This is a genomic window from Streptomyces sp. NPDC102279 (assembly GCF_044766365.1).
Classification (GTDB): Bacteria; Actinomycetota; Actinomycetes; order Streptomycetales; family Streptomycetaceae; genus Streptomyces.
This window is the reverse complement of record NZ_JBIWLU010000003.1, coordinates 56,332-80,338: the sequence shown is the minus strand read 5'-3', so window position 1 is coordinate 80,338 and position 24,007 is coordinate 56,332. Positions and strand designations below refer to the sequence as shown.

Sequence of the window (24,007 nt, the reverse complement as noted above, 5' to 3'; positions counted from 1 at the left end):
CGGGACACGGCCGACGAGCCCCCGGGCCGCGGTCAGCGGTCGCGGAAGAAGCCGGTGAGCAGCGCGGCGGACTCGACGGCGAGGACGCCCTCGACGACCTCGGGCCGGTGGTTCAGCCGCCGGTCCCGGACCACGTCCCAGACGGATCCGGTCGCGCCCGCCTTCTCGTCACGGGCGCCGTAGACCACCCGCTCGACCCGGGACTGCACGAGCGCGCCCGCGCACATCGTGCAGGGCTCCAGGGTGACGACGAGCGTGCAGCCGGTCAGCCGCCACTCGCCGAGCCGCGCGGCGGCCCTGCGCAGCGCGAGGACCTCGGCGTGCGCGGTCGGGTCGCCGGTGGCCTCGCGTTCGTTGTGCCCGGCCGCCAGCACGGTCGTCCCGTCCGGGGCCAGCACGACGGCACCGACGGGAACGTCCCCGTCCCGGACGGCCAGCCGCGCCTCGTCCAGAGCGAGCCGCATCGGGTCCCGCCAGGGGTCGCGTACGGGATCGGGCCGGGGTGCCTGATGAGGGGTGCTCACCCCGGGAACCTAGCGGAACCCCGCCGGGCCGAGGCGCGCAGACCTGCCCGACGGCACCGTGGGTGCTTCGCGGGCGGGCGCGGCCCTGGAGCGCGCGACGCCGGGAGAACGGGCAGACCTCGGTGACCCGGCCCCTTCCGGAGCCGGGCCGCGGATTCCGTGTGATGCCGGGGCCGGTCCACCGGCGGTGTCGTCGTCGTCCTGCCGCGTGCGGACAGGACTGCGGAGCCGGCCATGTGGAGCGGGCCGGCCCGGCGACGTCTGTCGATGCTGATGTCGTGCTGCGTACGTTCGGTCCGGGGAGCGGGGGCCTGGCTCGCCGGTACAGAGGGCCTGCCCGCCGTCCCGGGGCCTAGCGGACGGTCTCCAGGACCTCGGCCGCCCCCAGCGACTCGGCGATCGTGCTGAGCGCCTCGCCTTCGTCCAGGGCCAGCAGTTCCCTCTCGCTCACTCCGAGGTCCGCGAGGATGTAGCGGTCCCCGACGGGGCTGTGCGACACGGCGTCGCCGGTCACACTCCCCTCTTCTTCCTCCTCGTCGTCCTCGGAGTCCGCGGGCTCACCGTCCTCCGTGCCGTCCAGGTCGAGGGCGTCCAGGTCGGCGTCGTCGCCGCCCGGTTCCCGTCCCAGCACTTCGTCCGTGAGCAGGATCTCGCCGTACGAACTGCGGGCGGCCGCGGCGGCGTCCGACACGTAGATGCGAGGGTCCTCCTCGCCGTCCACGCGGACGACGCCGAACCACGCGTCCTCCTGCTCGATGAGCAGAAGCACCGTGTCCTCGTCCGAGACTTCACGGGCCAGGTCGGTCAGATCCGACAGGGTTTCCACATCGTCGAGCTCTGTGTCGCTCGCTTTCCACCCGTCTTCGGTGCGCGCGAGCAGTGCGGCGAAGTACACCGTGACTCTCCCACTGGTCATAGGTGTGCCGGTTGGGGTTCCCCCCGGCGGAGGCAGTGGGCGGGGAGTGTTGCGCTGAGCCCCGCCCACTCGGAATCGTGGCAGAAACAGAGCGCTCAGGGGACGTCTTCGGCCTGCTGTGTCTGCCTCTTTTGATCGCTAACAGCGGATCGTACGCGGATGCCCCCGCCGCGCAGGCACCTCCCGGCCCGACACGTCGGCGTGCCGCCGACGGGACGCGGGGTGCGATGCGGCGCGTGCGGCGGGCGCGTCGCGGGCGCTGACGTGCGCCGTGATCCGGGCGTCGCCCTGGGCGAGTTGGCGACGTCCCCACGGTCGCGGCGCCCCCGGCGCCGCGCGGTGTCGTGCCCGGCCGCGGGGCGGGCGTGCGGGTCCGGCCCGCCGTGCGGGCGGGCTACCAGCGGAACGTGCGCATACGCATGGCGTGGCGCAGGCGGGCCGTCTTGGCCCGGCGGGGCTGGACCCGGTCGCGCAGCTCGCGCGCCTCGGCCAGGTCGCGCAGGAACTGGGCCCGTCGCCTCCGGCGCTCGGCGTCGCTCTCCTGCCGCTCGGAGGTCTCCTCTTCCGGGTTCCGCATTGGCACACCACCCCAGGTCCGTCCCTCCCACCTTCCCTCCGATGGTCGGTTTGATGCCAGCGGACGGGTGACCCGGCGGGCGGGGGCGTGCCGGACGGGGCAGTGGCAGGCGCACGGGGCCCGGCTACTGTTGTGGACATGCGTCTCCACGTCGTCGACCACCCTCTGGTCGCCCATAAGCTCACCACCCTGCGCGACCGGCGCACCGACTCCGCGACCTTCCGGCGGCTCGCCGACGAGCTGGTCACCCTGCTCGCCTACGAGGCCACCCGTGACGTGCGGACGGAGCAGGTCGACATCGTGACCCCGGTCTCCCCGACCACGGGCGTCAAGCTCTCCTACCCCCGCCCCCTCGTCGTGCCGATCCTGCGCGCGGGCCTCGGCATGCTCGACGGCATGGTCCGGCTGCTGCCGACCGCGGAGGTGGGCTTCCTGGGCATGGTGCGCGACGAGGAGACGCTTCAGGCCTCCACGTACGCCACCCGCATGCCGGACGACCTCTCGGGCCGCCAGGTGTACGTCCTCGACCCGATGCTGGCCACCGGCGGCACCCTCGTCGCGGCGATCCAGGAGCTGATCAAGCGCGGCGCCGACGACGTCACCGCTGTCGTCCTGCTGGCCGCGCCGGAGGGCGTCGAGGTGATGGAGCGGGACCTGGCGGGCACGCCGGTCACCGTCGTGACGGCCTCGATCGACGAGCGCCTGAACGAGCACGGCTACATCGTGCCGGGCCTCGGCGACGCGGGCGACCGGATGTACGGCGCGGCCGAGTAGTCACGGACGGACGGCTCTTCGGAAGCGGGCTCTGCGGAACGGGTGTTCGGCAGAGCCCCGGGTTCCGTTCCGAGGGGTCAGCAGCTCTTCTTGGCGGAGGGCGTCGGCAGGGGCTGGGCCAGGACGGTCAGCGCCTTGTCGGCGTCCTCCTTCTTCGTGAGCGTCGTGAAGCCCTTGCCGATGATGAGGTCGACGGTGGTGGGCTGCGTCCGGCCGTCGGTCTTCAGCTGGGCGCCGGGGAGCTGGGTGTTGAGGACGGGGAGTGCGGCGCGGTCGGCGTCCTTGGCGCCGAGCAGCAGCCCCGCGCCCTCGACCTTCTTGTCGTAGGCGGCCGTCGCGTTGCCCACGTCACCGATCTTGAAGCCGCGTTTCTTCAGCTCGTCCGCGGTCTGCTTGGCGAGCCCGCTGCGGGGCGTCGCGTTGAAAACGTTCACGGTGATCTGGCCCGGCTTCGGAAGAGTGCCCGCGACCGCGGCCGCCGCGGAGGCTTTCGCCGCGGGGGAGGCCTTGGACCCGCAGTCCGCCTTCGTACCCGCGGCGCTGACCTTGCCGCCACCGGTGAAGACGTCGATGAGCTGCAGGGTTCCCCACCCGATCAGCCCGAGTGCGGCGACGGAGGCGACGACCAGGAACGCGAGCCTGCGGCGCCCCCGGGGTCGGCGCATCCGCGGGTACTTGTCCCCCGTGATCCGGTACTGGCCACCCATGCCAGGGGGAGTGAGCATGCTCATGGGCGCAGCGTAGTGCGCCCGGACGGCGATGCCTACTAAATGATCATTGCTCGGCACTCAGTTCAACCCATTGGGGTCAAGCCGTGGCCATTAGTCCAGTTCAAGGACGCGCGCGTGCAGCACCTGGCGCTGTTGGAGCGCGGCGCGGACGGCGCGGTGCAGGCCGTCCTCCAGGTACAGATCGCCCTGCCACTTGACGACGTGGGCGAAGAGGTCGCCGTAGAAGGTGGAGTCCTCGGCGAGGAGGGTCTCCAGGTCCAGCTGGCCCTTGGTCGTCACGAGCTGATCGAGGCGGACCGGGCGCGGCGCGACGTCCGCCCACTGCCGGGTGCTTTCCCGGCCGTGGTCGGGGTACGGCCGGCCGTTTCCGATGCGCTTGAAGATCACACGGAAAGCCTACCGGTCAAGACGTTCCGGGCGCAGCCACGGCGACGGAGTGCGACGCTGGAAAAGCCGCCGCAAAGCAGCACAATCGGGAACAGGGGTCAGATATGAGTGACAGCGAGACCGTGCCGCCGGCTGCCGCTGGGGCCGGTCCCGAGGGGCCCGGCGGCGCCCCCGCGCTCCCCCGGGAGGCCCTGGAGATCGCCGCCGGCTACGCCTTCGCCGGACCCGCTCTCGACCTCGGCGCGCTCCTCTGGGACGGGGCCTGCCTGCCCGACGCGCAGATCCGCATCCCGCTGCCGATGCTCAACCGGCACGGGCTGGTCGCGGGCGCCACCGGCACCGGCAAGACCAAGACGCTCCAGCTCATCGCCGAACAGCTGTCGGCGCAGGGCGTCCCCGTATTCCTCGCCGACGTCAAGGGCGACGTCTCCGGGATCTCGGCGCCGGGCGAGCCCGGGGACAAGGTCCGGGAACGGGCCGGGGAGGTCCACCAGGAGTGGACGCCGGGCGGCTGCCCCGCGGAGTTCTACGCGCTCGGCGGCCTCGGCCACGGCATCCCCGTACGCGCCACGGTCACCAGCTTCGGACCGGTCCTGCTCTCCAAGGTGCTCCGGCTCAACCAGACCCAGGAGCAGTCGCTCGGCCTGATCTTCCACTACGCCGACCAGAAGGGCCTGGAGCTGGTCGACCTCAAGGACCTGCGCGCGGTCGTCGCCTTCCTGACCTCCGACGAGGGCAAGCAGGAGCTGAAGGGGATCGGGGGTCTCTCCACCGCCACGGCGGGCGTCATCCTGCGCTCCCTCACCGCCTTCGAGGCCCAGGGCATGAGCCCCTTCTTCGGGGAGCCGGAGTTCGACACGAGCGAGCTGACGCGGACGGCGCAGGACGGCCGGGGCGTGGTGTCGGTCCTCGAACTGCCCGCCGTGCAGGACAAGCCGCAGCTCTTCTCGACCTTCCTCATGTGGCTGCTCGCCGACCTCTTCCACGACCTTCCGGAGGTCGGCGACGCGGACAAGCCGAAGCTCGTCTTCTTCTTCGACGAGGCCCATCTGCTCTTCAACGACGCCTCCAAGGCGTTCCTCGACTCCATCACGCAGACCGTCCGGCTGATTCGCTCGAAAGGGGTCGGCGTCTTCTTCGTGACGCAGACGCCGAAGGACGTACCCGGTGACGTCCTCGCCCAGCTCGGCAACCGCGTCCAGCACGCGCTGCGCGCCTTCACGCCGGACGACCAGAAGGCGCTGAAGTCGACGGTGAAGACGTTCCCCAACTCTCCGTACGACCTCGAAGAGGTGCTCACCGGCCTCGGCACCGGCGAGGCCGTCGTCACCGTGCTGAGCGAGAAGGGCGCCCCGACCCCGGTCGCCGCGACCCGTCTGAGGGCGCCGCAGTCCCTGATGGGGCCGGTGGCGCCGGACGCGCTCGACCGGGCGGTGCGGGCTTCGCCGCTCCACGGGCGGTACGCGCAGGCGGTGGACCGGGAGTCGGCCTACGAGAAGCTCACGGCGGCGCAGGCCGAGGCCGCCGCCGCGCCGGGTTCTGCCGGGCGGGACGAACAGGACGCTCCGCGGGCCGCGCGGTCCGGTGGCGGGCGGAGCCGGGCTCCGAAGGAGGAGGCCTCCGTCGTCGAGCAGGTCGTCGGCAGCGGCATGTTCACGTCCCTGGCGCGGTCGATGGGCACCCAGATCGGACGGGAGATCACCCGGTCGCTCTTCGGGACGGCGCGCAAGCGGCGGTAGCGCGCGGCGGGTGATGTGCGGCGCGGCAGCGTCGGAGGCGGCCGTCCCGGAGGGGGCGGCCGCCTCCTGTCGTCAGGTGCGCGGGGTCTCCGGGGACGAGCCCGGGCGCTGTTCGTCCGGGTCGGGGCGCGGCACGGGGCGCGGATTCGGCTCGGGGGCGTTGTCGCGGGCGGCTTCCGCGCGCAGGAGGGCGCGCAGGACCGCGTACGGGTCCGTGGGCATGGGAGGTCCTGTCCTGTTCCTTGGGTCCGGGATGCCGGGATGACCGGGGTTCGCCGGTGAGAGGCCTGGCCGCGGGCTCGTCCGAGGCCGGGGTTGATCGGCGGGGCCGGGTCTGTCAGCAGCGCAGGACCACGCAGCGGAGCGTGTGCAGGGTGGGAGTGGGGGCGGGAGAGGGGCCGGTGGGCGCGGCTGTCCGTGCGGGACGGCGGTGTCGTCGCGCACGGCTCGTGACGGCCGGGCGCGGTGGTGCGACGGGCCGGTGTCCCTGGCGGTGCGGCGGGCGGAGCGCCGTGTCGGGCACGTCGTGCTCCGCGGTGCCCTCGGCGCCGCCGGAGACGGCGGCCACGGACGCCACCGGGGCGCTGAAGGCCTCCGGGTGCGGGCCCGTCGCGAGCAGCGCGACGACGAGCAGCAGGAGGATCCGGAGGACCTTGTTCCGGGCTCCTCCGCGAGCCTCCCCGCGAGCCCCTCCCCGCGCCCGCCCGCGGTGGCGCGGCGGGTGCGGGTGGCGCGGGGTGGGGCTCATGAGCGTGATGTCCCCACCGGAGGCGGGGCGCTCACCGGGTCGGCGCCCAGATGCACCCGGTCGGCGTACTCCTCGGAGGGAGCGGGGGATCACCCGGGCACCGGAGCGGTTGCGGAACGCGACGACGATCTCAGCCGGGAGGAATGCGGCCCCTCCCGAGTCTGAGGAACGGGGTCCGGGGCGGAGCCGCAGGAACGGGAAGGGTAGGGAGGGAGGGGGCGGAGGAGGGGCCGGCTGCGGGGTCGGCGCCCGTGCCGAGGGAGGGGTGACCCGGTTCACGGAGACCCCGGTTCACGGAGACCCCGGTTCACGGAGACCCCGGTTCACGGAGACCCCGGTTCACGGAGACCCGGTTACTTGCCGGAGGCCTTCGCCGCGGCCTTCATCTCCTGCTTGTGCGCCCGTACCTTCGTCAGGGACTCCGGCCCGGTGATGTCGGCGACGGAGCGGAACGACCGGGCTTCGCCGTAGGGACCGGCCGCCTCCCGCCACCCCGTGGGCCGCACCCCGAGCTGCTTGCCGAGCAGGGCCAGGAAGATCTGCGCCTTCTGGGGACCGAAGCCGGGGAGATCCTTGAGGCGACGGAGCAGCTCCGCGCCGGTGCCGGCGTCCTTCCAGACGGAGGAGGCATCCCCGTCGTAGTGCTCGACGAGGTACTGGCACAGCTGGTGGATCCGCTTGCCCATGGAACCGGGATACCGGTGCACGGCCGGCTTGGCGGAGAGCAGCGCGGCGAACTTCTCCGGGTCGTACGACGCGATCTCGTGCGCGTCGAGATCGTCCGACCCCATGCGCTGAGCGATCGTATACGGCCCCGCGAAGGCCCACTCCATCGGTACCTGCTGGTCCAGCAGCATGCCGATCAGGGCGGCGAGCGGGCTGCGGCCGAGGAGTTCGTCGGCTTCGGGCTGCTGGGCGAGGTGAAGAGTGACGTCCATGGACCGATGATCCCGCGTGCCGGGACGGGACGCTCGGCCGTGGCCGCCCGGGTCCACGGGGCCCTCCCCGGGCACGTACGATCTCGGAGCATGCGAGTTAGGTGAGCCTAACCTGAGAAGAGTGGGGACGGATCGTGACCGCCGAGATCTACCGTGACGCCTGGGGCATCCCGCACCTGCGTGCCGAGAGCGCGCAGGAACTGGCGCACACCCAGGGGCGGGTCACGGCCGTGGACCGGGCCTGGCAGCTGGAGGTCGAACGGCACCGCTCGCAGGGCACCTCGGCCGCGTTCCTCGGCGCGGAGGCGGTGGGCTGGGACCGGTTCGCCCGGCAGGCGCGGCTCGACGACACGGCCCGGCACTGCTTCGCGGCCCTGGAGGAGCGGGACCCCGAGACCGCCGCGTGGATCGTCGCGTACGTCGACGGGGTCAACGCCGGACTGGCGGAGGGCGCCCGGCGCGCACCCGAGTTCGCCGCGACCGGGCTCGCCCCGGGCCGCTGGGAACCGTGGAGCCCGCTCGGGGTCTGGCTCGGCACGCACATCCTCTTCGCCGGGTTCCCCGCGAAGCTGTGGCGCGAGGAGGTCGTGCGGCGGTTGGGCGCGGACGCGGTGGGCCTGTTCGCCATGGACGGCCCGGGCACGGCCGGCAGCAACGGATGGCTGGTGAGCGGCGAGCGCACCGTCACCGGGCAGCCGGTCGTCGCCGGAGACCCCCACCGCTACATCGAGGACCCCGGCGTCTACCAGCAGATACGTCTGGCCTGCCCGGAGTTCGACGTCGTCGGCATCGCGGTCCCCGGCGTCCCGGGCATCGCCCACTTCGCCCACACCGGCACGGTCGCCTGGGCCATCACCAACGCGATGGCCGACTACCAGGACCTCTACCGTGAGCGCCTGCGGAGCGCGGACGGCGGGACCGTCGAGGCCCTCGATCCCGACGGCGTGTGGCGGGCCGCCGCCCGGCACGTGGAGCGTGTGGAGGTGGCCGGGGGCGCTCCGGTCGAGGTCGAGGTGGTCGAGACGGCCCGCGGACCCGTGGTGATCGGGGACGCCGGTGCCGGGGAGGGCGTCAGCCTCCGCCATCCGCCGCGCGTCACCCACGACCTCGGCTTCGGCACGCTCCTGCCGCTGCTGCGGGCCCGCCGGGTCGCCGACGTGGACCGGGCGTTCGACACCTGGGTCGAGCCGGTGAACGTCGTGCAGGCCGCCGACACCGAGGGCGGGCTGCTGCACCGCGTCGCGGGCCGCGTCCCGCTCCGCGCCACGGACAACCGCGTCCGAATCGTGCCCGCCTGGGAGCCCGGGCACGAGTGGACCGGCTGGCACACGATGCCGTACGGCTCCGTCGAGGACGGCGTCGCCGTGATGGCGAACCAGCGCGGCCCCGCCGCCCCGCTCGGTATCGAGTTCGCCCCGCCGCACCGCGCCGCCCGCCTCCGGCAGCTCCTCGACACGGGCGTCAAATGGACGGCCGCGGACATGCCGGCCCTGCACATGGACACCCATCTCGCCTCAGCCGAGCCCCTGTTGGACCGAATCGCCGGCCTCGACCTGTCCGGGCCCGGCGCCGACCTGCGGGACCGACTCCTGCGCTGGGACCGGCACATGGACGCCGGCAGCACCGCGGCGGCGGCGTACGCGGAGCTGCGCGGCGCGGTCGTACGGCGGCTCGCCGCCCACCCGGCCCTCGCCGTCCTCGCCGACCCGCCCGCCTGCCCGGACGTCTTCCTGCCCTGGCTCGCACTCACCCCCCGGGTCGGCCTCGCCCTCGAAAACCTGCTGAGCGCAAGGGAGTTGTACGGCATCGACCGCGACACCGTCGTCCGCGAAGCCGTCGAGGAGGTGGCCGCCCGGCCCACCGCCCGCACCTGGGGCGACACCCACCGCCTCGCCCCCTGGCGCGCGCTCACCGACACCTCGTACGACGAACCGGCGCTCTCCGGCGACAACGACTGCGTGCTGTGCACGTCGTCGGTGCCCGGGATCACCGACCTCAGCGCGCGCGGACCCGCCGCCCGCTACGTCTGGGACCTCGCCGACCGGGACGCCAGCCTCTGGGTGGTGCCCTTCGGCGCCGACGGAGTTCCCGGCGCCGACCACCACCGCGACCAACTCGCGCTGTGGCTCGCCGGAGAACTCGCTCCGGTGACCACCGACTGGAAGACGCTGACCAAGGAGAGCGATGACGGCCACTGACACGACGGACACCGGAGAAACGGACACCGGAGCCACGACCACGGAGCCGTACGCCGGAGGCCGCGCCGCCGTGCACGAGCAACTGGTCGAGGGCTTCGGCACGGTCCGGGTGCTGCCCGTGGAACCGCACGCCGACCTCGACGTCGTCCACGCCTGGGTGAGCGCCGAGCGCGCCGCGTACTGGGGCATGACCGGGTTCACGAGGCGGCAGGTCCTGGAGACCTTCCTGCACCTCGACTCGCTCGACACCCACCACGCCTTCCTCGCGGTCAAGGACGGCGTGCCGGCCGCGCTCTTCCAGACCTACGAGCCCGAGGCCGACCGTGTCAGCGAGTGCTACGAGGTCGAGCCCGGCGACATCGGCATCCACCTGCTGATCGGCCCCCCGGCCCCCGGGAGCGGTGCCCTGCCGGGCTGGTCGGCCGCACTGCTGGGCGCGTTCACGGCGTACGCCCTGACAGGCCCCGACCGGCGGCGCGTCGTCGTGGAACCCGACGTCCGCAACACCAAGGCCGTCGAACGGCTGACCCGGCAGGGCTTCGTCCCCGCCGGGGACATCGTGCTCCCCGAGATCGACCTGCCCGAGGTCCGCCTGCCGGAGAAGCACGCCCGTCTCCTCTTCCTGACCCGCGCGTCCTTCGAGGAGGGTTCGCCCACGTCCGGGTGAGCAGGACGCCGTCCGGGTCCGTACGTAACCGAGACTCTGCCCATGCGAATACGGAGACGGCGTGTGAACGGAAGCGGGCGGCGAAACCGGCGGCGCGGAGCCCGGGTCCTGGCCCTGCTGGGCGGCGTCCTGATGCTGGTCCTCTTCACGGGCGTGAGCGGCGCGTCCGCGCATGCCGCGCTGACCGGCACGGACCCGCAGGACGGCAGCGTGCTGAAGTCGGCGCCCCGCCGGGTGACCCTGACGTTCAGCGAGTCCATCGGACTGCTCGACGACTCCTTCCGCGTCCTCACCCCCGAGAACCGGCGCGTCCACACCGGTGCGCCGAGCCACGCCGACGGGCGGTCCGACACCGCGAGCGTCACGCTGCCCCGCGGCCTCGGGACCGGCACGTTCACCGTGGCCTGGCGGGTCGTCTCGGCGGACAGCCACCCCGTCTCGGGCGCCTTCACCTTCTCCATCGGCAAACCCTCCGCGACCGCCGCGCCGCTGCCCTCCGCCGCCGCGGGCGACCCCGCCTCCACCGCCCTCTACGACATCGCCCGCTACGCCGCCTACAGCGGTCTCGCCCTGCTCATCGGTACGGCGACCTTCGTGCTCGTGTGCGGCTACCGCGGCTCCGTACGCCGACTGCTGCTCACCGGCTGGTGGACCCTGCTCGGCTCGACCCTCGCGCTGCTCCTGCTGCGCGGCCCCTACGAGCGCGGCACCGGGCTGGTCGACGCCTTCGACCCGTCGATCCTGAGCGACACCCTGACGAGCCGGCCCGGCATCGTGCTGGTGGCGCGCCTCGCGCTGCTCGCCGCCGCCGTCCTCGTCCCGCTGCGCGCGCCGCTGCGGGACCGGCCGCCGGGCCGCGCCGTCCTCGCGCTCGGCGGAGTCCTCGCCCTCGGCCTCGCGGTCACCTGGGCCGCCGCCGAGCACGCCTCCGCCGGCATCCAGGTCCCGGTGGCGATGGTCTCCTCGGTGCTGCACCTGCTCGCCATGGCGGTCTGGCTCGGCGGTCTGACCGCCCTGCTGACCGCGCTCCACCGCCCGGCGGAGCCGGTCTCCCCGGCCGTCGTCACCCGCTTCTCCCGGCTCGCCCTCGCCTCGGTCGCCGTCCTCGCCGCCACGGGCGTCTACCAGTCCTGGCGCGGCCTCGGCTCCTGGGACGCGCTGACCTCGACGTCGTACGGCCGTCTCCTGCTCGTGAAGGTCGGCGCCGTGGCACTGCTGCTCGCCGGCGCGGCCCTCTCACGGCGCTGGACGGCACGGCTCGCGGCACCGCGCGTCGCGGTCACGGTTCCGGCCGGACGCGTACCGGTGGCGGTTTCGGCCGGCGGCCCCGGCGAGGCGGAGGCGGACACGGACGGCCGGCTGAAGGAGGAGGGACCGGAGGCGGAAGGGACGCGGGACCGGCACGACGGGGCGACGGAGGACGGGCACGACGGCGGGGCGGGCGGAGCGATCGACGCCGGACACCGCCAGGGGCTGCGGCGTTCGGTGCTCGCCGAGGTCACCGTCGGCATCCTGGTCCTGGTGATCACGACGATGCTGACCGGCACTCAGCCGGGCCGTGCGGCCGAGGAGGCCGCGGCCGCCACCGCGGCGGCCGACCGCCCGGCCTCGTCGACGACGCTGGTCCCCTTCGACGTCGGCACTCCGGGCGGCCACGGCAAGGTCCAGGTCGAGCTGTCACCGGGCCGGGTGGGCGAGAACTCGGTGCAGGCCGTGATCATCGGCCCCGACGGCGGCATCGCGACCGTCCCCGAACTGCGCATCACCTTCACCCTGGAATCCCAGAAGGTCGGCCCGATCGACGCGGAGATCACCGACAAGGGCGGCTACTGGACCTCCGACACCCTCACGCTCCCCCTCGCCGGCACCTGGACCATGAAGACCACGGTCCGCACCACCGACATCGACCAGGTCACGGTGGAGCGGAAGGTGAGGGTGAGCTGAGGCGCGGAGCGCGCAGGCCGGTCACGCGGCGGGGGATCGAGTTGAGACCCGGATCACACAGTTCCCGCAGCTCGTACGCCCGTTGACGGCAGGTACGGCGCCACCAACGTCGAAGGGCCCCACCTCGCGGTGGGGCCCTTCGACGTTAGTGCCCGGTGAGGCACTGGCGGAGGATACGAGATTCGAACTCGTGAGGGGTTGCCCCCAACACGCTTTCCAAGCGTGCGCCCTAGGCCACTAGGCGAATCCTCCGGGGCAAACAATACAAGACGTTGAGGAGTGCTCGCGAACTCGTTCCCCCCTCCAGGATCCTGTACTCTTTGCGGAGCCCCTCACGTGGCGCTATCTGACTGAACTCCCCCAGGGCCGGAAGGCAGCAAGGGTAAGTTGGCTCTGGCGGGTGCGTGGGGGGCGCTTACGTTTCCGGAACCGGTGTCCGGGCGGTGCGGGGCGGGGGTCGATCCGCCGGGTGCGCCCCGCGGGCCGGGACCGAGTCCGGGGTCACGTCCGCGAAGAGCTTCGGACGGTCCTGCTTGTCAGTGGGCGCCTATAACCTCGTAGACGTGTCGTCTCTCGCGCTGTACCGCCGCTATCGCCCGGAGTCGTTCGCCGAGGTCATCGGGCAGGAGCATGTCACCGACCCGTTGCAGCAGGCGCTGCGGAACAACCGGGTCAATCACGCGTACCTGTTCAGCGGTCCGCGCGGATGCGGCAAGACGACCAGCGCGCGCATCCTGGCCCGCTGTCTGAACTGCGAGCAGGGCCCGACCCCGACGCCGTGCGGGGAGTGCCAGTCCTGCCGCGACCTCGCACGCAACGGACCGGGCTCGATCGACGTCATCGAGATCGACGCCGCTTCGCACGGTGGTGTGGACGACGCCCGTGACCTGCGCGAGAAGGCCTTCTTCGGCCCCGCGAGCAGCCGGTACAAGATCTACATCATCGACGAGGCCCACATGGTCACGTCGGCCGGTTTCAACGCGCTCCTGAAGGTCGTCGAAGAGCCCCCGGAGCACCTCAAGTTCATCTTCGCCACGACCGAGCCCGAGAAGGTCATCGGGACGATCCGGTCGCGGACCCACCACTACCCGTTCCGGCTGGTGCCCCCGGGCACCCTGCGGGAGTACCTGGGCCAGGTCTGCGGCCAGGAGGGCATCCCCGTCGCGGACGGCGTGCTGCCCCTGGTCGTCCGGTCCGGCGCCGGTTCCGTGCGTGACTCCATGTCCGTGATGGACCAACTGCTCGCGGGCGCCGCCGACGACGGTGTGACGTACGCCATGGCGACCTCGCTCCTCGGGTACACGGACGGCTCGCTCCTCGACTCGGTCGTCGAGGCGTTCGCGGCGGGGGACGGCGCCGCCGCCTTCGAGGTCGTGGACCGCATCATCGAGGGCGGCAACGACCCGCGGCGGTTCGTCGCCGACCTGCTGGAGCGGCTGCGGGACCTGGTGATCCTCGCGGCCGTCCCGGACGCGGCGGAGAAGGGGCTCATCGACGCCCCGGTCGACGTCGTGGAGCGCATGCAGGCCCAGGCCGGGGTCTTCGGCGCCGCCGAGCTGAGCCGCGCCGCCGACCTCGTGAACGACGGGCTGACGGAGATGCGCGGAGCCACCTCGCCGCGCCTCCAGCTCGAACTGATCTGCGCGCGGGTGCTGCTGCCCGCCGCCTACGGGGACGAGCGGTCCGTCATGGCCCGCCTCGACCGCATCGAGCGCGGGGTGAACTTCTCCGGCGGCGGAGCGGCCCCGGCCATGGGGTACGTCCCCGGACCCGAGACACACGGTGCGCCGCCGATGCGCCAGGCCGCTCCGGCGGCGCCGCAGGCCGCGCCGGTGGTCCCGCCCGGCGGTGGCCCCGCGGCGGCCCGTGCCGCGGCGCGCGGAGCCGGACCCGGCGCGGACGCCGGAGCCGTGCCCGAAGCCGCCGCGCCCGTCGCACCGACGGCATCCCCCGCGCCCGTTCCGCAGTCGGCCCCGGCGGCGGCCCCCCCGGCCCCCGCAACGCCCGTCGCGCCGGAGCAGCCCCCGGCCGCCGGTCCCCCCGCGGGCCCCGCACCCGGTGCCTGGCCCACCACGACGGCCGTCGGCAGCGGCAGGCGCCCCGGCGGCTGGCCCACGGCGGCCCCCGCGGGCGGCGGTCAGCCGCCCGCGCCGCCCGCGCAGGCGCCCGCCGCGAGCCCCGCTCCGCAGCAGGCCGCCTCCGCGTCACCCGCACAGGCTCCCGCTCCCGCACCCGCCATGGGCGGTCCCGACCCCCGCACCCTCTGGCCGAACATCCTGGAGGCGGTGAAGAACCGCCGCCGCTTCACCTGGATCCTCCTCAGCCAGAACGCGCAGATCACGGGCTTCGACGGCACGACCCTGCAGATCGGCTTCGTGAACGCCGGGGCGCGCGACAACTTCGCGAGCAGCGGCAGCGAGGACGTGCTGCGGCAGGCGCTGTCGGAGCAGTTCAACGTGCAGTGGAAGGTCGAGGCGATCGTGGACGCCTCGGGCGGCTCGGCCCCGCCCACCGCTCCGCCCGGAGGCGGTTACGGAGGCGGAGGCGGCGGCTACGGCAGCGGCGGGAGCTACGGCGGCGACGGCGGAGGAGGCGCGGGGTACGGCGGCGCTCCGTCCGGCCAGCGCCCCGCGTCCCCGGCCGCCCAGCCGCCCTCCCCGCGGAGCGGCCCGTCGGGCGGCCACGGCCAGGGCGGAGGCTCGGCCGCGGCCACCCGGCCACCGGCTCCCGAACCGCCGCCGGTCTCCCCCGAGGACGACACCCCGGAGGACGACGACCCCGACCTGGACGAGTCGGCGCTCTCCGGCCACGACCTGATCGTCCGCGAGCTGGGCGCGACGGTCATGGAGGAGTTCTCGAACGACTGAGCGGCCGGATCCGGGTGACGGCACCCCCCGGACCGCCTCCTCCTCGGAGGATCGCACCAACCCCGCAGGCCTCCGTCATCGGAAGCCCCCACAAGGGCAGCCTCGGCCGGCGGCTAGGCTGACCCCCGTGAAGGTCCTTGTCATCGGTGGCGGCGCCCGCGAACACGCCCTGTGCCGCTCCCTGTCCCTCGACCCCGACGTCACCGCCCTGTACTGCGCCCCCGGTAACGCGGGGATCGCGGAAGTGGCGGAGCTGCACGCGGTCGACGCCCTCGACGGCGCCGCCGTGGCCGCGCTGGCCACGGAACTCGGCGCCGAACTGGTGATCGTGGGCCCGGAGGCCCCGCTGGTCGCCGGTGTCGCCGACGCCGTGCGCACGGCGGGCATCCCCTGCTTCGGCCCCTCGCTGGAGGCCGCGCAGCTGGAGGGCTCCAAGGCCTTCGCGAAGGACGTGATGGCGGGTGCCGGCGTCCCCACAGCACGTTCGTACGTCTGCACGACGCCCGAGGAGGTCGAGGAGGCACTCGACGCCTTCGGCGCGCCGTACGTCGTGAAGGACGACGGACTCGCCGCAGGCAAGGGCGTCGTCGTGACCGACGACCTCGACGCCGCGCGGGCGCACGCCAACGCCTGCGACCGCGTCGTCATCGAGGAGTTCCTCGACGGCCCCGAGGTCTCGCTCTTCGCGATCACCGACGGCACCACCGTCGTCCCGCTCCAGCCCGCCCAGGACTTCAAGCGCGCGCTGGACGGCGACGAGGGCCCGAACACCGGCGGCATGGGCGCGTACTCGCCGCTGCCGTGGGCGGACCCGAAGCTCGTGGACGAGGTCATGGACACCGTCCTCCAGCCGACCGTCGACGAACTGCGCCGCCGCGGCACCCCGTTCTCCGGCCTGCTGTACGCGGGTCTGGCGATCACCAGCCGTGGCGTGCGGGTCATCGAGTTCAACGCCCGCTTCGGCGACCCGGAGACCCAGGTGGTCCTCGCCCGGCTGAAGACCCCGCTCTGCGGCGTTCTGCTGGCCTCCGCGACCGGCGCCCTCGCCGATCTGGAGCCGCTGCGCTGGAGCGCGGACGCGGCCGTCACCGTGGTCGTGGCCTCGTGCAACTATCCGGACACCCCGCGTACGGGCGACTCGATCACCGGTCTGGACGAGGTGGCGGCGCAGGACGCCCCGCACGCGTACGTCCTGCACGCGGGCACCCGGCACGACGGCGGCGCCGTGGTCAGCGCGGGCGGCCGTGTGCTCTCGGTCACAGCGACCGGATCCGGCCTCGCCGAGGCCCGCGAGCGCGCCTACGCGGCGGTCGCCCGCATCGGTCTCGACGGCTCGCAGCACCGCACGGACATCGCGGCGAAGGCGGCGGCCGAGGCATAGCCCCAGGTCCCCACGGCGTCACCGAACCCCGGACTCCAGACGGAGTGCGGGGTTCCGCCGTGTCCGGAGCCGGCCCCTCCCGCCTGGCCGTTTCTGTACGGAACCGGGGGCCTGATCATCGCCCACTGTCATCCACCTCTCCCCAGAGCCATTCCATCGAGTGACCGATGCCCCATCCGCCTGACTGGGGCCGGGGCCCCAACTAGGGTGCGGCGAAAGCATTCCGGCACTTGGCCCACCGGCATTGCGATGTCGGTGGCGGGTGCCACAGTGGGGGAGTGACCAACGCCAGGACATCCGTCGGAACCGGCCGCGTGAAGGCCGGATCCCGGCGGACAATAGGGGGTGACGTCCGGTCGTGACCGGTATGGGTGTGGAGGTGGGCGCGCAGGCCGCGCGCTCCCGGGCTCTGGCCGTGCTGCGGATCCGCAGCAGGGCGCTGGCCGTCGCCCTGCTCCCCGCGGCCGTCGCCGTCGTGCTGCTGGCCGGAGGCGCCACCGGCCACATCGTCGGCGGGCACTGGGGGACCGTGCGCTGGATCGTGGCGGTCCTCGCCGTTGTCGTCCTGCTCGCGGCGGCGGGCGTCGCGCTCGTGATCGCCCGCGCCCGGCCCGCGATGAGCCCCACGGTCCCGGTCTCCGAGGCGTCGGCCCCCGATCTGTACCGCATGGTCCGCGACCTGGCCGATCGTCTCGACGTCCCGGCGCCCTCCGCGATAGCCCTGACCCCGGACTGCGACAGCTGGCTGGAGGACCGCACCCACCGGGCGCACGGCCGCTCCGCGTCGGGCGGCGGCGAGGCGGACGGCACGGACACCGACCGGGCGGGCCTGGCCGGAGGCCGGGGTGCCGCGCGCTCGGCGAACCGCGCGCGCCGTGCGTCGGCCGCCCCCGTCCTCGTCATCGGCTCCCCTTTCCTGTGGTGGATGCGCGTCGGTGAACTGCGTGCCGTCCTCGCCCCGGTCGTCGCCGGTACGGGCCCGTCGGCCCACCCGGACATAGCCGCCGCCCGCCGTTTCGTACGAGGACTGGACGCGGCCGTCGCCGTGACCTCGGAGCCCGGACGCGGCCCGCTGTCCCGCACGGTCCTTTCCGGAGTGGGCTGGGTGACCCGGCTCCTGCTGCGCAGCTGCCGGGTCCATGCCGCCGAGATGGAGCGGGGTGTCGCCGCGGCGGCGGCCGAGCGCGCGCAGGCCGTGGACTACGGCCTGCGGATCGTCGCCCAGGAGCAGGTGGGACTGGCGTACGCGGGCTGGGACCGGCTGCTGACCCGGGTCGCCCTGCCCGCCTGGCGGATGGGCCGCTGGCCCTCCCGGCTGGACGTGGGCGTCGTCGCCGCACTGACCGAGCTGTCCCGCCGCGACCGGCTGGCCGAGGGGTTCACCTCCCGGCTCGGCGAGCGGCCCGCCTGCGACCTGCTCGAAGAGCCCGGTTCGGTGGACGAGGCGACCTCGCTGCTGGCGGCCCGGCTCTTCCACGGCGGCCCCGCCGACGCCGGCCCCGACTGGGCGCCGGTCGACTGGCTGGACTATCCGGACGAGGTCGTCGACCGTACCTGGCGCACCGACGCCGCCCGGCTCCACCGCGTTCTGGACGCGCTCGGCGTCCGGCACCCGACCGACCCCGGCCGGCCCGAGGCGGGCGGCCCGACACTGGCCCGGGTACTGGACCACCTGGCCATCCCGGCGGAGGACCGGCCGGCGCCCGACGCCGACGCGGCCCTCGACCCGGAGGCGGCCCTCGACCCGGAGGCAGCCCTCGGCGTGCACGGGGCGGAGGCGTACGAAGGGGTCGGTGTCCCCGATGAGCAGGACGACCCGGACCTCGTCGTGGGGAGCGAACGAACCGCGGCTCTCGCGGCCGGCCTCACGGCAGAGGTGGCCCGCGAGGAGGCGGCCGCCCCGGCGCCGCCCGCCCCGGGCGCGGAGCAGCAAGGCCCCGATCACGCTCTCTGGGACGACGGGACCCTTCCGCTGTTCCCGCTCCAGCCGCCCCGTACCGGCCGTGACCTGCTGGCCGACCACGTCACGGCGATGGTCTGCTGCGCCGCGATGGACACCGCGGGAGCCACCCCCGGACTCGACTGGCTGGACGGGCCGTCCCTGCTCGTCGCGGGAGAGCGCGCCGCCGACCTCGGCCCCCGGGTCCTCACCCTCATAGAGACCGGCGACCCCGCACCCCTGCGCGAGTGGCTCCTGCGCCTCGGCGTCCGCCCGGAGAAGCCGGTCCGGCTGGTCTGACGGCACGGGCTGAACAGCGGCACCGGCGCAACCGGCGGGCCCACGGCGTGGCGAGACCTGTTCGGAACCGGCCGAACCGGTGGGCCCCACGGCTTCGCGCGACCGGTTTCGTCCGAATCCGGTTTGTCCGGCCCGGCGCTCTTCCGGCCGGTCGGCCGCACACTGTTCGCAGCCCGTCTCAGCCCCAGACGGAGCGCCCCGTTCCACTCACGTCAATTCGCGACGAACGGTGACGGACTGCGTGCGTAATGTGATGTGCTGGGACCGATCGCGCGCAAGGGCAAGGGCTTGCCGAACGACGGGGGCACGAAGGAGGGGACCGGCATGGGGTCGGAGCAGATCCGCCGCTGGGAGTCGGGCGCACTCGCACACGCCGTCACGGATCCCTTCGGCCAGGGCCCCGTCCCCTGGCTCCGCGGCAGCGAGACGTACTTCGACGACACCGGCCATGTCGTCCCCTGGTACCTGGACGCCGACACGTCCCCGGCCCCGCCTCCCCGGGCCGGCGGTTCGCGCATCCCGGCACCGCGCGCCACCTCGGGCACCCGCGCGCGCTCCGGCTCCGGCGGCCCCCGCTCCGCGGACGACGTCCGCCGCCAGATCAAGGGGTTCACCACCACCGGAGCCGCGGCTCCCGGCGAGTCCATCGACTTCCACGTCACCGTCGACCCGCCGCAGGAATTCAGCGTCGACATCTACCGCATCGGCCACTACGGCGGTGACGGCGCCAGCAAGATCACCACGAGTCCCCGGCTCTCCGGCATCGTGCAGCCGGCGCCGCTCACCGCCGACCGCACGGTCTCCTGCCACCACTGGTGGCTGTCCTGGCGCCTGCAGATCCCGTCGTACTGGAGCACCGGCGCCTACGTCGCCGTCCTCACCACCGTCGACGGCTACCGCTCCCACGTCCCCTTCACCGTCCGCAACGACCAGACGGCCGACCTGCTCCTGCTGCTCCCGGACGTCACGTGGCAGGCGTACAACCTGTACCCGGAGGACGGCCACACCGGCGCCAGCCTCTACCACGCGTGGGACGAGGACGGCCGGCTGCTCGGCGAGGCCGACGCCGCGACGACCGTCTCCTTCGACCGTCCATACGCGGGCGCGGGCCTCCCCCTCCACGTGGGCCACGCCTACGACTTCATCCGCTGGGCCGAGCGCTACGGCTACGACCTCGCCTACGCCGACGCCCGCGACCTGCACGCCGGCCGCGTCGACCCCACCCGCTACCGAGGCCTGGTCTTCCCGGGCCACGACGAGTACTGGTCGCCGCAGATGCGCCGCACCACGGAGCGCGCCCGCGAACACGGCACCTCGCTCGTCTTCCTCTCCGCCAACACCATGTACTGGCAGGTGGAGTTGGGCCCGTCGCCGTCCGGCGTCCCCGACCGCCTGCTGACCTGCCGCAAGCGCCGGGGCCCGGGCAAGCCCGCCCTGTGGCGCGAGGTCGACCGCCCGGAGCAGCAGCTCATCGGCATCCAGTACGCGGGCAGGGTGCCCGAGCCGCACCCCCTGGTGGTCCGCAACGCCGACCACTGGCTGTGGGAGGCGACCGGCGCGCACGAGGGCGACGAGGTGGAGGGCATGGTCGCCGGAGAGGCGGACCGTTACTTCCCACGCACGCCACTGCCCGATCACCAGGCCCGGATCCTGCTCGCGCACTCCCCGTATCCGGACAGCGATGGCGTCCCCCGCCATCAGGAGACCTCGCTGTACCGCGCCCCGTCCGGCGCCCTGGTCTTCGCGTCCGGAACGTTCGCGTGGTCTCCCGCGCTCGACCGCCCCGGCCACGTGGATCCCCGTATCCAGCGCGCCACCGCGAACCTTCTCGACCGCATCTGCAAACACGACTGAGGGCGCGCGGCCGGCCCCCCCCGGCGGCGCCCGCGCTCCAGAGGCGGAACCGGCCCCTTTCCGCCGCCACCGAGCGCCCCCTGTCCGCGGCCGCTCCCCTCATACGGGAGAATCGAGCCACTAGGACAGAACCACGGGGAGGCACCGTGTCCGGATTCGTCGAAAAGCCCGAGCCCCTTCAGGTGCCGGGTCTGGTACATCTGCACACCGGCAAGGTGCGCGACCTGTACCGGAACGAGGCGGGCGACCTCGTGATGGTCGCCAGCGACCGCATCTCCGCGTACGACTGGGTTCTCCCCACCGAGATCCCCGACAAGGGCCGTACGCTCACCCAGCTCTCGCTGTGGTGGTTCGACCAGCTCGCCGAGCTGGCCCCCAACCACGTGCTGAGCACCGAACTCCCGCCGGGCGCCCCCGCCGACTGGGACGGCCGCACGCTGATCTGCAAGTCCCTTCGGATGGCTCCGGTCGAGTGCGTCGCCCGCGGCTATCTGACCGGTTCGGGTCTCGTCGAGTACAACGAGTCCCGCACCGTCTGCGGCCTCGCCCTTCCCGAGGGCCTCGTCGACGGCTCGGAACTCCCCGCACCGATCTTCACCCCGGCCACCAAGGCCGCCGTCGGCGAGCACGACGAGAACGTCTCGTACGAGGAGGTGGCCCGCCAGGTCGGCGCCGACACCGCCGCCGAACTGCGCCAGGCGACCCTCGCCGTCTACAGCCGGGCCCGGGACATCGCCCGTGAGCGGGGCATCATCCTCGCGGACACGAAGTTCGAGTTCGGCTACGAGGGCGAGACGCTGGTCCTCGCCGACGAGGTGCTGACCCCGGACTCCTCGCGCTTCTGGCCCGCCGACTCGTGGGAGCCCGGCCACGCGCAGCCGTCCTTCGACAAGCAGTACGTCCGCGACTGGCTGACGTCCGCGGAGTCCGGCTGGGACCGCAAGAGCGAGCAGCCGCCGCCGGCCCTCCCCGACAACGTCGTCGAAGCCACTCGCGCCAAGTACATCGAGGCCTACGAGCGCCTCACGGGCATGAGCTGGACCTGACCTGGCCTGACGTGGCCCCGGGCCCGGCTCCGAGCCGGGCCCGGAACACCCGGGTCCACCCCCGGACACGAAGAAACCCCCGACCTGAGGTCGGGGGTTTCTTTTCCGGAGCGGACGACCAGGTTCGAACTGGCGACCTCAACCTTGGCAAGGTTGCGCTCTACCAACTGAGCTACGTCCGCATGCGCCGTGGCGCGACAGCCACTATACCCAACCTCGCAGACGTGCGAGACGCACTGCCGCGTGACGGTTCTCCGCACCCAGTTTGGACGCGGCCGACGACAGATAGTTCCGTACGGTCCCCTGGGACAGCGCGGCCCGCTCCGCGATCTCCGCCACGGGCGCACCGTCGGCGGCGAATTCGAGCACCTCGGCCTCCCGGACGGTCAGCGGCGAGTCACCGGCGGAGATCGCGTCGGCGGCCAACTCGGGATCCACATAACGGTTCCCCGCGTGCACCGTGCGAATGATCTCCGCGAGCCGCTGTGCACTGACCGTCTTCGGTACGAACCCCCGCACACCCGCCGCAAGCGCCCGCTTCAGATGGCCCGGCCTCCCGTGGCTCGTCACGATCAGCACCTGGCAGCCCGGCAGTTCGGCCCGCAGGGATGTGGCCACCCTCACACCGTCCGCCCCCGGCATCTGAAGATCCAGGACGGCGACGTCCGGTTCATGGGCCCGCGCCATCGCGAGCGCCTCGGGTCCGGTCGCCGCCTCCGCCACCACGACCAGGTCGTCCTCCAGCCCGAGCAGCGCGGCCAGCGCACCCCGGATCAGATGCTCGTCGTCGGCGAGCAGCAGCCGCACGGGAGAAGCCGGCGCAGACGCGTCCTCCGGCACGGACGTCACGGCGTGACCTCCCCGGCCTGGTGCGGCACGGCCGAGGCCGACCGTCCCCCGCTCCCGGGGACTCCGACCTCCACGCCTCTGTCCTTCCGCCGACCGTCCCGACCGTCCCGACCGTCCCGACCGTCCCGACCGTCCTGACCCACGCCCGTTCTCACGCTCTTGCCCACATCCCTGTCCGTGTCCCTGCCGGCATCCGCATCCGCATCCGGGTCCCGGTAGGCGTCAGCCGACGGTCTGGCCGCCCCTTGCCCTGCTGCAGGAGCCCTCCCGCGACGCGGGTCCGGGTCCCGGTAGATGTCAGGCGACGGCCGACTCGCCCCTTGACCTGTCCCCGGAGCCCTCCCCCGATCGGCATCCGGGTCCGGTTCCGGGGCATGCGGCAGTGACACGGGGACCTCCGCGGTCAGCCGGAAGAGGCCTCCGCTCGCGCCGGCCCGCAGCACCCCGTCCACTTCTCCCAGCCGCTCCCGCAGCCCCACGAGCCCGGACCCCCCGATCCGTTCGGAGTCCCCCTCCGGCCGGGGACACGAGCCTTCCGTGTCCGGAGCTCCGTCGTTCTCGACCGTCAGCGTCACCAGGCCCGCCGCCACCCGCAGCGACACGGCGCAGTTCTTGGCGTCCCCGTGCCGCAGCACGTTCGTCGTCGCCTCCCGGACGACCCAGCCGAGCGCCGACTGGACCGCCACGGGCAGCTCCGTGCCCGCGCCGGCGACCGAGCAGTCGATGCCCGCGGCCGTCAACACCCCCTGTGCACCCGCCAGTTCGACGCCCAGGTCGGCTTCGCGGTATCCCCGCACCACGGCCCGCACCTCCCGCTGGGACTCCCGGGCTATCCGCTGCACCTCGGTCATCTGGTCCACGGCCTCGGGCCTCCCGCGCCGGGCCAGCTGGACGGCCAGCTCGCTCTTGAGGGCTATCACCGCGAGGTTGCGGCCCATCACGTCGTGCAGGTCGCGGCCGAAACGCAGCCGCTCCTCGGCGACGGCGAGCCGGGCCCGGGTCTCGCGGGCCGCGTCGAGTTCGTAGACGGCGTTCAGCAGCCAGACCGAGAAGGCCGCGGTGAAGGTCAGGAACCCGGCGGTCAGCAGGACCGCGACGGCGGTGATCAGTGCGGCGGGCCCATGGAATCCGAGCGGGAAGGAGACCGCCCCGGCCCCCGCGGCCGCGCCGACCACGGCCGAGGTCATCCGCCGCCGGTCGCGGATCCCGAGGGCGAGCGTGCCGGTGCCGAACGCTATGACGCCGACGAAGAGCGAGGACGACACCCGTAGCTCGTCCTCGGTCGCCGGACGCCAGTCGGTGCCCGACAGGGCGAGCGCCACGAGGGCCGCGACGGCGGTGCCCAGGGCCAGCGCCAGCATCATCCGCCCGGGCTGCCGCCGGGTGCCACGCGTCCAGTCCAGCGACCGCGACGCCGTCACCCCACACAGCACGGCGTGCACGCACACGAGCAGGAACAGCGGCCAGGACAAGGCGGACGAGACGTTGCCGAAGATCGGCAGGCCGAACGTGACGACCTCGATCACGGCGAAGAAGTGGAACGACCACCGCGTGTACGTCTCGACCTTGGCCGGTGTGCTCTTGCCCTGCCACCAACCGGTCGGCTCGATCATGCCCGCCCCCACGTC

General features: G+C 73.5%; 19 protein-coding genes, 2 tRNA genes, 1 other RNA gene and 1 pseudogene. 11 read left to right on the top strand and 12 right to left on the bottom strand.

The window, feature by feature from the left end:
- Positions 1-32: 32 nt before the first annotated feature.
- The 3 genes from tadA to ACIRQH_RS07135 all read right to left on the bottom strand — a co-directional run bounded on the left by tadA (position 33) and on the right by ACIRQH_RS07135 (position 2,017).
- Entirely contained in the window at positions 33-464 is a 432-nt protein-coding gene (tadA, locus tag ACIRQH_RS07145) for a tRNA adenosine(34) deaminase TadA (RefSeq protein WP_404225001.1), read from the bottom strand.
- Positions 465-876: 412 nt separating this feature from the next.
- Positions 877-1,419: a hypothetical protein gene (locus tag ACIRQH_RS07140; RefSeq protein WP_358817944.1), complete on the bottom strand. Its 543-nt coding sequence runs from the start codon at positions 1,417-1,419 to the stop codon at positions 877-879.
- 415 nt (positions 1,420-1,834) lie between these two features.
- On the bottom strand, positions 1,835-2,017 hold the full coding sequence (locus tag ACIRQH_RS07135) for a hypothetical protein (protein ID WP_351426420.1): 183 nt from the start codon (positions 2,015-2,017) through the stop codon (positions 1,835-1,837).
- Between the two features lie 138 nt (positions 2,018-2,155).
- Between ACIRQH_RS07135 and upp the strand changes: the two genes are divergently transcribed.
- Complete coding sequence (gene upp / locus ACIRQH_RS07130) at positions 2,156-2,791, top strand: uracil phosphoribosyltransferase (protein ID WP_355871842.1); 636 nt, start codon at positions 2,156-2,158, stop codon at positions 2,789-2,791.
- Positions 2,792-2,868: 77 nt separating this feature from the next.
- On the opposite strand, the gene ACIRQH_RS07125 is transcribed toward upp, so the two are convergent.
- Both ACIRQH_RS07125 and ACIRQH_RS07120 read right to left on the bottom strand, forming a co-directional pair.
- A complete protein-coding gene (locus ACIRQH_RS07125; RefSeq protein ID WP_404224622.1) occupies positions 2,869-3,522 on the bottom strand; it encodes a LytR C-terminal domain-containing protein in 654 nt (217 codons plus the stop codon).
- A 90-nt stretch (positions 3,523-3,612) separates the two neighbouring features.
- Positions 3,613-3,909: a type II toxin-antitoxin system VapB family antitoxin gene (locus ACIRQH_RS07120; RefSeq protein ID WP_003999914.1), complete on the bottom strand. Its 297-nt coding sequence runs from the start codon at positions 3,907-3,909 to the stop codon at positions 3,613-3,615.
- 104 nt (positions 3,910-4,013) lie between these two features.
- On the opposite strand from ACIRQH_RS07120, the gene ACIRQH_RS07115 reads away from it, so the two are divergent.
- Positions 4,014-5,648 (top strand): helicase HerA-like domain-containing protein, encoded by a 1,635-nt coding sequence (locus ACIRQH_RS07115; protein WP_404224620.1) that lies wholly within the window; start codon positions 4,014-4,016, stop codon positions 5,646-5,648.
- Positions 5,649-5,720: 72 nt separating this feature from the next.
- Here ACIRQH_RS07115 and ACIRQH_RS07110 read toward each other — a convergent pair whose 3' ends face one another.
- The 3 genes from ACIRQH_RS07110 to ACIRQH_RS07100 all read right to left on the bottom strand — a co-directional run bounded on the left by ACIRQH_RS07110 (position 5,721) and on the right by ACIRQH_RS07100 (position 7,334).
- Positions 5,721-5,870: a hypothetical protein gene (locus ACIRQH_RS07110; RefSeq protein ID WP_358817886.1), complete on the bottom strand. Its 150-nt coding sequence runs from the start codon at positions 5,868-5,870 to the stop codon at positions 5,721-5,723.
- Between the two features lie 115 nt (positions 5,871-5,985).
- Positions 5,986-6,396 (bottom strand): hypothetical protein, encoded by a 411-nt coding sequence (locus ACIRQH_RS07105; protein ID WP_404224618.1) that lies wholly within the window; start codon positions 6,394-6,396, stop codon positions 5,986-5,988.
- Between the two features lie 353 nt (positions 6,397-6,749).
- On the bottom strand, positions 6,750-7,334 hold the full coding sequence (locus ACIRQH_RS07100; protein ID WP_404224616.1) for an HhH-GPD-type base excision DNA repair protein: 585 nt from the start codon (positions 7,332-7,334) through the stop codon (positions 6,750-6,752).
- A gap of 134 nt (positions 7,335-7,468) precedes the next feature.
- Here ACIRQH_RS07100 and ACIRQH_RS07095 point away from each other — a divergent pair, with 134 nt between their 5' ends.
- The 3 genes from ACIRQH_RS07095 to ACIRQH_RS07085 all read left to right on the top strand — a co-directional run bounded on the left by ACIRQH_RS07095 (position 7,469) and on the right by ACIRQH_RS07085 (position 12,143).
- Entirely contained in the window at positions 7,469-9,532 is a 2,064-nt protein-coding gene (locus tag ACIRQH_RS07095) for a penicillin acylase family protein (protein ID WP_404224614.1), read from the top strand.
- Positions 9,519-10,199 (top strand): GNAT family N-acetyltransferase, encoded by a 681-nt coding sequence (locus ACIRQH_RS07090; RefSeq protein ID WP_388868082.1) that lies wholly within the window; start codon positions 9,519-9,521, stop codon positions 10,197-10,199. Before ACIRQH_RS07095 ends, ACIRQH_RS07090 begins: the two co-directional genes overlap by 14 nt.
- Before the next feature lie 132 nt (positions 10,200-10,331).
- The gene (locus ACIRQH_RS07085; RefSeq protein WP_404224999.1) at positions 10,332-12,143 is read left to right on the top strand and encodes a copper resistance CopC/CopD family protein; all 1,812 of its coding nucleotides are present in this window, start codon (positions 10,332-10,334) and stop codon (positions 12,141-12,143) included.
- Between the two features lie 164 nt (positions 12,144-12,307).
- On the opposite strand, the gene ACIRQH_RS07080 is transcribed toward ACIRQH_RS07085, so the two are convergent.
- Positions 12,308-12,395 (bottom strand) — tRNA-Ser (locus ACIRQH_RS07080).
- A gap of 71 nt (positions 12,396-12,466) precedes the next feature.
- Between ACIRQH_RS07080 and ffs the strand changes: the two genes are divergently transcribed.
- The 6 genes from ffs to ACIRQH_RS07050 all read left to right on the top strand — a co-directional run bounded on the left by ffs (position 12,467) and on the right by ACIRQH_RS07050 (position 21,530).
- Positions 12,467-12,565: signal recognition particle sRNA small type (ffs, locus tag ACIRQH_RS07075), an RNA gene on the top strand.
- A 141-nt stretch (positions 12,566-12,706) separates the two neighbouring features.
- Complete coding sequence (locus tag ACIRQH_RS07070; RefSeq protein ID WP_404224612.1) at positions 12,707-15,010, top strand: DNA polymerase III subunit gamma and tau; 2,304 nt, start codon at positions 12,707-12,709, stop codon at positions 15,008-15,010.
- 127 nt (positions 15,011-15,137) lie between these two features.
- Positions 15,138-16,391 carry a phosphoribosylamine--glycine ligase gene (purD, locus tag ACIRQH_RS07065; protein ID WP_388868021.1) on the top strand — a complete coding sequence of 418 codons (1,254 nt, stop codon included), beginning with the start codon at positions 15,138-15,140 and terminating at the stop codon, positions 16,389-16,391.
- Positions 16,392-16,758: 367 nt separating this feature from the next.
- Complete coding sequence (locus tag ACIRQH_RS07060; protein ID WP_388868479.1) at positions 16,759-18,630, top strand: hypothetical protein; 1,872 nt, start codon at positions 16,759-16,761, stop codon at positions 18,628-18,630.
- A 324-nt stretch (positions 18,631-18,954) separates the two neighbouring features.
- Positions 18,955-20,484 carry a N,N-dimethylformamidase beta subunit family domain-containing protein gene (locus ACIRQH_RS07055; protein ID WP_404224610.1) on the top strand — a complete coding sequence of 510 codons (1,530 nt, stop codon included), beginning with the start codon at positions 18,955-18,957 and terminating at the stop codon, positions 20,482-20,484.
- Positions 20,485-20,630: 146 nt separating this feature from the next.
- Complete coding sequence (locus ACIRQH_RS07050) at positions 20,631-21,530, top strand: phosphoribosylaminoimidazolesuccinocarboxamide synthase (RefSeq protein WP_358817878.1); 900 nt, start codon at positions 20,631-20,633, stop codon at positions 21,528-21,530.
- Between the two features lie 109 nt (positions 21,531-21,639).
- Here ACIRQH_RS07050 and ACIRQH_RS07045 read toward each other — a convergent pair.
- The 3 genes and pseudogenes from ACIRQH_RS07045 to ACIRQH_RS07035 all read right to left on the bottom strand — a co-directional run.
- Positions 21,640-21,712, bottom strand: a tRNA-Gly gene (locus ACIRQH_RS07045).
- A gap of 22 nt (positions 21,713-21,734) precedes the next feature.
- Complete coding sequence (locus ACIRQH_RS07040) at positions 21,735-22,337, bottom strand: response regulator transcription factor (protein ID WP_358817941.1); 603 nt, start codon at positions 22,335-22,337, stop codon at positions 21,735-21,737.
- 419 nt (positions 22,338-22,756) lie between these two features.
- Positions 22,757-23,992 (bottom strand): annotated as a pseudogene (locus ACIRQH_RS07035) (sensor histidine kinase); the annotation flags it as partial.
- Positions 23,993-24,007 lie beyond the last annotated feature (15 nt).